The 7,575-nt window shown below is 74.3% G+C and carries 7 protein-coding genes; 4 read left to right on the top strand and 3 right to left on the bottom strand.

Annotation, left to right across the window (positions count from 1 at the left end):
* Nucleotides 1–252: 252 nt before the first annotated feature.
* Nucleotides 253–1,194, top strand: a complete 942-nt coding sequence (locus ABZ948_RS33895) for an LAETG motif-containing sortase-dependent surface protein (protein ID WP_359766117.1) — start codon at nt 253–255, stop codon at nt 1,192–1,194.
* Between the two features lie 108 nt (nt 1,195–1,302).
* On the opposite strand, the gene ABZ948_RS33890 is transcribed toward ABZ948_RS33895, so the two are convergent.
* Both ABZ948_RS33890 and ABZ948_RS33885 read right to left on the bottom strand, forming a co-directional pair.
* Complete coding sequence (locus ABZ948_RS33890) at nt 1,303–2,259, bottom strand: nucleoside hydrolase (protein ID WP_359766115.1); 957 nt, start codon at nt 2,257–2,259, stop codon at nt 1,303–1,305.
* 87 nt (nt 2,260–2,346) lie between these two features.
* Nucleotides 2,347–2,886: a YceI family protein gene (locus ABZ948_RS33885; protein WP_359766113.1), complete on the bottom strand. Its 540-nt coding sequence runs from the start codon at nt 2,884–2,886 to the stop codon at nt 2,347–2,349.
* Between the two features lie 156 nt (nt 2,887–3,042).
* Here ABZ948_RS33885 and sigJ point away from each other — a divergent pair, with 156 nt between their 5' ends.
* Complete coding sequence (sigJ, locus tag ABZ948_RS33880; RefSeq protein ID WP_359766111.1) at nt 3,043–3,972, top strand: RNA polymerase sigma factor SigJ; 930 nt, start codon at nt 3,043–3,045, stop codon at nt 3,970–3,972.
* Between the two features lie 47 nt (nt 3,973–4,019).
* Nucleotides 4,020–4,844, top strand: coding sequence for a nucleotidyltransferase domain-containing protein (locus ABZ948_RS33875; protein ID WP_359766109.1), 825 nt, complete (start codon nt 4,020–4,022; stop codon nt 4,842–4,844).
* Nucleotides 4,845–4,856: 12 nt separating this feature from the next.
* On the opposite strand, the gene thrS is transcribed toward ABZ948_RS33875, so the two are convergent.
* Nucleotides 4,857–6,077 (bottom strand): threonine--tRNA ligase, encoded by a 1,221-nt coding sequence (gene thrS / locus ABZ948_RS33870; protein ID WP_359766107.1) that lies wholly within the window; start codon nt 6,075–6,077, stop codon nt 4,857–4,859.
* Between the two features lie 709 nt (nt 6,078–6,786).
* Here thrS and ABZ948_RS33865 point away from each other — a divergent pair.
* Entirely contained in the window at nt 6,787–7,569 is a 783-nt protein-coding gene (locus ABZ948_RS33865; protein ID WP_359766105.1) for a hypothetical protein, read from the top strand.
* Nucleotides 7,570–7,575: the final 6 nt, after the last annotated feature.

Here is a 7,575-nt window from a genome sequence, read left to right as displayed (position 1 = left end):
AAGAGGAACCATCACACCGATCGGAGTCATCCGTTCCTGCTGTGATGAAAGTGTGATGAGGGAGCAACTCCCTTTGCATACTCGCAGGTTGACAGCCTGATGTGGCGCGGACACCATGGGGGCGCACCGAGGCGCATATGACCAATGAGCCCAGTGTTTCTCAGACCACTCACCCCCGGTATGGCCGGCGGCCGCATGCTGCCCTGCTGCCGTCCCCGGGTTCCGGCACACGCCAAGAAACGGGATACCCCTATGTCCATAGCGAGACGTGTCACCGCGCGCCGCCTGCTGGGGACGGGCGCCGCGGCCCTCGCCCTCTGCGCCGCCTCCGCCACCACCGCGTTCGCCACCGGTACGCCCGGCGGTGACGGCTGGTCGTCCGGCGGCAGCTACAAGCCCGGCACGGGCGCGGGCACGGAGACGGGGACCGACCGCTGCCAGTTCTCGCTCGACGGCGTGAACTTCTTCGACTCGGTGAAGGTCGACGACCAGAACCTGAAGCCGACCGAGGACGGCAAGGTCCACATCAAGGTCCGCACCGCCGGTGACGCGGCCACCTGCACGGCCTCCCTCGCCTCCTACCTGGCGCACGGCGCGACCTTCGCGACCTCCGGCGAGCAGGTCTTCGTCGACTTCGACACGGTGACGGTGAAGCCGGGCGGCACCGACTCGCTCGACATCGCCATCCCGGACAAGGGCTGCTTCGGGCAGATCGACCTCTACCGGGGCGCGGTGAAGTTCGACGGCGAGCTCGACGCGAAGGACGGCTTCGTCCACGGCGAGCTGCCCAAGGGCCCGGACCGCCCGGTCATCAAGGACAAGCTGATCGCGGCCTGGAACGGCGGCGTGAAGGACTGCACGACCCCGCCGCCCGCCGAGGAGGAGCCGCCGGCCTCCACGCCGCCCGCGAGCCCGTCGGAGCCGGCCGAGGGGACGACCCCGCCGGCCTCCCCGTCCGAGCCGGCCGAGCCCTCGACGCCGCCGTCCTCCGACACGGACACGCCCACCCCGACCGCCTCCGAGTCGAGCACGCCCCCGGCGCCCACGCCGAACGGCGGTGGCGGCGACCTCGCCGAGACCGGCGCCAACAGCAGCACCGGCCCGATCGCCGCCGGCGCGGCGGTCCTGCTCGCGGGCGGCGCGGCCCTCGTCGTGGTGACCCGCCGCCGCGCGGCGAAGCGCAACGCCGCCTAGCCGCTCAGTCGCGCAGCCGCCGGCACCCCGCAGCGCCGGGTTGCGCACGCCCCGCCCTGACGGTGTCCCACCAGGACCCGTCAGGGCGGGGTCTTCGAACAGGCAGCGCTACACCGTCTCCAGCCACAGATTCACGTACCGCTCCACGTCCACGTCCAGCGCGACCTCCACCAGCGGCTGGTCCCGCACGCCCTCGTGGATCTCGGATTCCCCGGGCCGCGGCCGGCGGTCGACGATCGTCTGGCCGCGCGAGGGCCCCGGGGCCAGCACGACCTCGACCGGCAGGCGCTCGGTGGTCAGCCCCTTCGGGTCGACGACCGCGCAGACCGCGCCCGCGTCACCGAGCCCGCCCATGGGCGTGGGGTCGCCGGACGTGGCCGGGTCCCGGTGGGCGAGCAGCTCACCGGCCATCCTGAGGCTCGGCTCCGGACTCGCCCGCAGCCGCTGCACCTCCCCCGCGGGCACCAGGACCTTCTTGAACACGTCCAGGCCGTACATCGTGATCGGCACGCCCGCGGTGAGCAGGATCGCGGCCGCCTCCGGGTCGTGCCACACGTTGAACTCCGCGACCGGGGTGGCGTTCCCCGTCGCCACCGCGCCGCCCATGAACACGATCCGCTCGATGTTGCGGGTCACCTCGGGGTGCGTGCGCAGCAGCAGCGCGATGTTCGTCAGGGGCGCGGTCGGGATCAGCGTGACCGGCCTCGGCGAGGCGAGGATCTCGCGGCGCAGCAGCGTCACCGCGTCCACGTCGACCGGCACGCGGGTCGGCGCGGGCAGCCCCAGATCGCCCATGCCGTCCTGCCCGTGCACGTGCCGTGCCGTCCGGACGGGCTCGATCAGCGGACGCTCGGCACCCCTGGCGACGGGGATGTCACCGGCGCCGGCCACCTCCAGCACGGTCAGGGTGTTGCGGACGACGCCGTCCACGTCCGTGTTCCCGGCCACGCAGGTGATCGCGCGCACGTCGAGCGCCGGGTGCCGGACGGCGAACAGCAGGGCGAGGGCGTCGTCGACGCCGGTGTCGCAGTCGATGACCACGGGGATGCGCTGACCGTCCGTCACGGCGGGGACTCCTTCCGCTTCGGCTCACCCCGGGCGGGGGCCGTACCGGCGACCTTACGGCCTCGCTCCGACGGCGTGCCGCCGTGATCAGGGCTGCCGTATCGCCGCGATGTCCAGCTCCAGTGCCACCTTCCGGCCAACCATGCCGCGGCCCCCGCTCACGCCCCAGTCGTCCCGGTCGATGACCGCCCGGCCCGTGAAGCCGACCCGGAAGGCGCCCCGCGGGTCGTTCCCGGCGCCGGTCAGCTCGACGTCCACGGTGACCGGCCGGGTCACGCCGCGGACGGTCAGGTCACCGGTGACCCGGAAGCCGGTCGCGCCGGCCCGCTCCACGCGGGTCGAGGTGAAGGTGAGGGACGGGTGGACGTCCGCGTCGAGGAAGTCGCCGCCGCGCAGGTGGTCGTCGCGCTTGTCGTTGCCGGTCCCGACGCTTCCCGCGCGGATCGCCAGCCGCACGGCGGACCTCGACGGGTCGGCGCCGTCCAGCCGCCCGCCGCCCTCGAACGCGCCGAACGTCCCGCGCACCCTGCTGACGAGCAGGGCCCGCGCCACGAAGCCGATGCGGCTGCCGGCGGGGTCGAGGACGTAGTCGCCGGTCAGTTCTCGAAGGGTGCTCGTGGTCGTCATGGTGGTGTCTCCTGGTAGGGAAGGCCTGGTGCGGGTCACGCCGGTACGACGACACAGCCCCGCGGAATGTGAGGCGGCGCGGGCCGGCCTCACATTCCGGGGCGCTGTCTCGTCATAGGGGTGAGGACCCGCGCGACCGAGGGAGCCAGCCGCACCATGACCACACCGTCCGAGCCCGCAGCCGACCCGAGCGCGATCACGCGCGAGCGGCGCCGGCTGCTCAACCTCGCGTACCGGCTGCTCGGCTCGCTCGCCGAGGCCGAGGACGTCGTGCAGGAGACCTACGCCCGCTGGTACGCCCTGACCCCGCGGCAGCGGGACGGCATCGACTCCCCCGGCGCCTGGCTGACGACCGTCGCCGGCCGCGTCTGCCTCGACCTGCTGGGCTCGGCCCGGGCCCGGCGCGAGCGGTATGTGGGCACATGGGTCCCGGAGCCGCTGCCCAGCGGTCCCGAGTGGGTCGGCGGGCGGTGGGGCGGCAGCACGGCCGACCCGGCCGATCCCGCCGACCGTGTCACGCTCGACGAGTCCGTCAGCATGGCCTTCCTCGTCGTGCTGGAGTCGATGACCCCGGCCGAGCGGGTCGCGTTCGTCCTGCACGACGTGTTCCGCTACTCCTTCGCCGAGGTCGCCGAGATCGTCGGCCGTACCTCGGCCGCATGCCGCCAGCTGGCCTCCTCGGCCCGCCGCCGCGTACGCGCGGCCCGGCCTACCGCGCCCCCGGCGGCCGAGCGGGCCGACCTCGTCCGCTCCTTCCGGCGGGCCTGGGAGGCCCAGGACATCGACGGCCTCATCGGCCTGCTGGCCCCCGACGCCACCGCGACCGGCGACGGCGGCGGACTCGTCACGGCCGCGCTCCACCCGGTCGAGGGCGCCGAACGGATCGCCCGCTTCTTCGTCGACCGGGCCCGCGCGGTCCCCGGCGTGACGCTCCTGGAGTGCGCGGTCAACGGCCAGCCGGGCCTCACGGCCCGCAAGGACGGCGTCACCGTGTCGGTGCTGGCGTTCGATGTCGCGGGCGACCGCATCACCCGCATCTGGGCCGTCCTCAACCCGGACAAGCTCCGCCCCTGGACGGCGGCCTGACGGGAAATCAGCTGAACTCCCGGAGCCCCTTGCCTAGCATCGCGCCCATGCGCTCCGCCTCCCCCGCACTCGACGACCGCATCGACCGCCTGCGCGAACTCGCCCACGCCGACCCCCGCCTGGAGGGCGTCCTGCTCTACGGCTCGTGGACCGTCGGCGAGGCCGACGCCCACTCCGACATCGAGGCCTACCTCTACATCCGGGACGACCAGGCCGACGGCTTCGACGGCCGCGCCTTCCTGGAGCAGCTCGCGCCGCTCCGGCTCGCGTACACCAACATGTGGGGCATCCTCGCCGTCGTCTTCGACGACCTCATGCGCGGCGAGTTCCACCTCACCCCCGCGGGCCCCGGCATCGACGAAGTCCCCACCTGGCAGGGCCAGATCCACCTGCCCCGGCCCGACGACGCCGTCCTGCTCGACCGCACCGGACGGCTGACGCGGGCCGCCCGGCAACTGGCCGAGCTCCGCCCGCGCGAGCCGGTGTCCACCGCCCGGCAGCTCACCGACGAACTGGCCAACTGGACGCTGATGGTCGCCCACGTCCTGGCCCGCGGCGAGATCGCCCGCGCCCACGCGGTGCTGCACATCGTCGTCGCCCCGCTGCAGCTCCAGCTCTGCCGCCTGCTGCGGGACAGCACCGCCCACTGGCTCACCCCCAGCCGCGCCCTGGAGCAGGAGCTGCCGGCCGCCGACCGCGAGCGCTACGTCGCCGTCACGGCCACCGCCCGCGAGCAGGAGGTGCGCAGGGCCGCGCGCGAGAGCTGGCGCTGGAGCCGGGACCTGGCCGGCGAGGCGGCCGGACGCTGGGCGCTGGACCTGCCGCACGAGCTGCACGACCAGATCACCGGTCTCCTGGACGCCCCGCGCTGACCCCGTCCCGTCCTACGCCGCTTCCCACAGGAGGGTTCCGCGCGCCGCCACCCGGTCCGCGATGCGCCGCAGCAGCTCCTCGTCCGGCAGCGGATCGGGCCGGCGCCCGTCCCGCAGGCGCGGTGCCACGAGGCCGGCGTCGGCCTCGCGCCCGCCGATCACCGCCTGGTACGGCACCAGCCGGGCCGCGCGGATCCGGGCGGCGAGGGTGCCCTGCTCGGGCCCGGCGACCTCGGCCCGCAGTCCGAGCCCGTGGGCGCGCTCCACCAGGGCGTGGGCGTGCCCGGCCTGCTCCTCCCCGACCGGCAGCACCACCAGCTGTACCGGGGACAGCCACGGCGGGAAGGCGCCGCCGTGCGCCTCGATGAGGTGGGCGACCGCGCGTTCCACGCTGCCGATGATGCTGCGGTGCACCATCACCGGGCGGTGCTTCGCCCCGTCGGCGCCGATGTAGTGCAGGTCGAAGCGCTCGGGCTGGTGGAAGTCGATCTGGACGGTGGACAGGGTGGCCTCCCGCCCGGCCGGGTCGGTGATCTGCACGTCGATCTTCGGGCCGTAGAAGGCCGCCTCGCCCTCGGCGGCCTCGTAGGGGATGCCGGAGCCGTCCAGGACCTCCCGGAGCAGGGCGGTGGCCCGCCGCCACAGGTCCGGGTCGGCCACGTACTTGCCGCCCTCGCCGGGCAGCGAGAGGCGGTGGCGGAACGCGCTGATGCCCAGGTCGGCGTAGGCGCGGCCGATCAGCTCCAGTGCCGCCCGGGCCTCCTCCACGGCCTGCTCCAGGGTGCAGAAGATGTGGGCGTCGTTGAGGGTGATGGACCGCACCCGGGTCAGTCCGCCGAGCACGCCGGACAGCTCCGAGCGGTACATGCCGCCCAGCTCGGCCATGCGCAGGGGGAGTTCGCGGTAGCTGCGGGAGCGGGAGCGGTAGATCAGGGCGTGGTGGGGGCAGAGGCTGGGACGCAGCAGGACCTGCTCGGCGCCCAGCTCCATCGGCGGGAACATGTCGTCGCCGTAGTGGTCCCAGTGGCCGGAGATCTCGTACAGCTCGCGTTTGCCGAGGACGGGCGAGTACACGTGCCGGTAGCCGGCCCGCCGCTCCGCCTCGCGGATGTACTCCTCCAGGGTGTGCCGCACGAGCGCGCCGTCGGGCAGCCAGTACGGCAGCCCCGCGCCCATCAGCGGGTCGGTGTCGAACAGGTCCAGTTCACGGCCGAGTCGGCGGTGGTCGTGCATGGTGGCTCCTCCGGATCTGGGACGAGCACCACGCGACGAAGCCCCGGGGCACTCGCCCCGGGGCTTCGGACACTCACGTCAGCTGTCAGCGCGCCGGGACACTCTCCGGCGTCGTCGTGCGGAACGGGAACGGCTGGGCGCGCTGCATGGACGGGACCGTAGCAAGGGGACCGACCTCGGGTCGACGGATTTTCCCGTCCCTGCTCGGCGCCGGGGCGACGGACTTCCCGTACCCGCTCGACCCCGGGGCGACCAACTTCCCGTACCCGCTCGACTCCGGGGCGACCAACTTCCCGTACCCGCTCGACTCCGGGGCGGCGGACGTTCCCCAACCCCGCTCGACTGTGGGCCGGTGGACTTCCCCACCCCCGCTCGGCGCCGGGGCGACCAACTTCCCGTACCCGCTCGACTCCGGGGCGAAGGACCGTCCCCGGCCGCCCCCGGCGCGAACGACCTCCCCACCTCCGCCTGCCCCCCGGCGCGACGTCGTTTCCGTTCCCGCTCGGCTCCGTGGCGGGCGGATTTTGCGCTCCCGGGCGGGTCGCCGCGGCTGTGCCGCGCCGTGGTCTCACCCGGACGGCCCGTCGCGCTGGTGGGCGGGCGGGCGCGGTGGTGCCGTATGAGCAGTACCCGATCCGGTGCCGTAAGAGCAGTGCCCGATCTCGGCCCGCCCGCTCCCACCGGGCCCGCCCCACCAGGAGGCACCCCGATGTCCCACCCGCCGGCCGCCGCCCGTGCCCTCCTGGCCTCCGCGCTGTCCGTGACCGCCCTGCTGGCCACGGCCGGCTGCTCCGTCGACGACGGGCCGCGCCCGCGCTGGTTCTCCGCCTCGGCCTCCGCCGCCTCGCCCGCCGTCGAACAGCCCGCCGGGCCGGGCGGCGCGCTCACCGAGGCGCAGGCCCGGGCGGCCCTGATCACCGAGGCCGACCTGGGGGAGCCGTGGGGCCCGACGCGGGGCGCCAGGACCTGGCGGGACGGGCTGCTCAAGGCGACCACGGACGACCAGGACTGCCAGCGGCTGCTCGACGCCCTGTACACGGAGGAGCTCCTCGGCGTCCCGAAGGGCCCGCACGCGATGTCCGCGCTGGACGACGGGGAGACCGACGCCCAGGTGCGCTACCAGGTCGCCGCCTATCCGCCCGCGGACGTGGACCGCGCCCTGGAGTGGCTGAAGTCGCTGCCGGGCAGGTGCGGCCAGTTCACGGCCACGACCGTCCGCGGCGTGGTCCAGGGCGTGGAGGTCCGCGACCTGCCGCTGCCGCCCGTGGGGGACGCCCGCCAGGCCCTGCGGGTGACGCTGGCCGGCGAGACGGAGGAGGGGGAGCTGACGTACCTGACCATGGACCTCGCCGCCGTGCGGGTCGGCGAGGAGGCCATCGTCCTCACCCACGGCGGTCTCGACGAGGTGTACGCGGAGGTCACCCAGCAGGCCGTGGAGCTCGGTACGCAGCGGCTCGTGGAGATCGGCGCGAAGGGGCGGGCGCAGATCTGACGCCCC

It is taken from the genome of Streptomyces olindensis, from assembly GCF_040645895.1.
GTDB lineage: Bacteria > Actinomycetota > Actinomycetes > Streptomycetales > Streptomycetaceae > Streptomyces > Streptomyces olindensis.
This window is presented reverse-complemented; position numbering and strand designations above follow the sequence as displayed.

Bases quoted from the DNA above. Each gene is read 5' to 3' on its own strand.
- ABZ948_RS33875 (WP_359766109.1), top strand. From the start codon at position 4,020: ATGCGCTCCGCCTCCCCCGCACTCGACGACCGCATCGACCGCCTGCGC.
- thrS (WP_359766107.1), bottom strand. From the start codon at position 6,077: ATGCACGACCACCGCCGACTCGGCCGTGAACTGGACCTGTTCGACACC.
- ABZ948_RS33885 (WP_359766113.1), bottom strand. From the start codon at position 2,886: ATGACGACCACGAGCACCCTTCGAGAACTGACCGGCGACTACGTCCTC.
- sigJ (WP_359766111.1), top strand. From the start codon at position 3,043: ATGACCACACCGTCCGAGCCCGCAGCCGACCCGAGCGCGATCACGCGC.
- ABZ948_RS33865 (WP_359766105.1), top strand. From the start codon at position 6,787: ATGTCCCACCCGCCGGCCGCCGCCCGTGCCCTCCTGGCCTCCGCGCTG.
- ABZ948_RS33895 (WP_359766117.1), top strand. From the start codon at position 253: ATGTCCATAGCGAGACGTGTCACCGCGCGCCGCCTGCTGGGGACGGGC.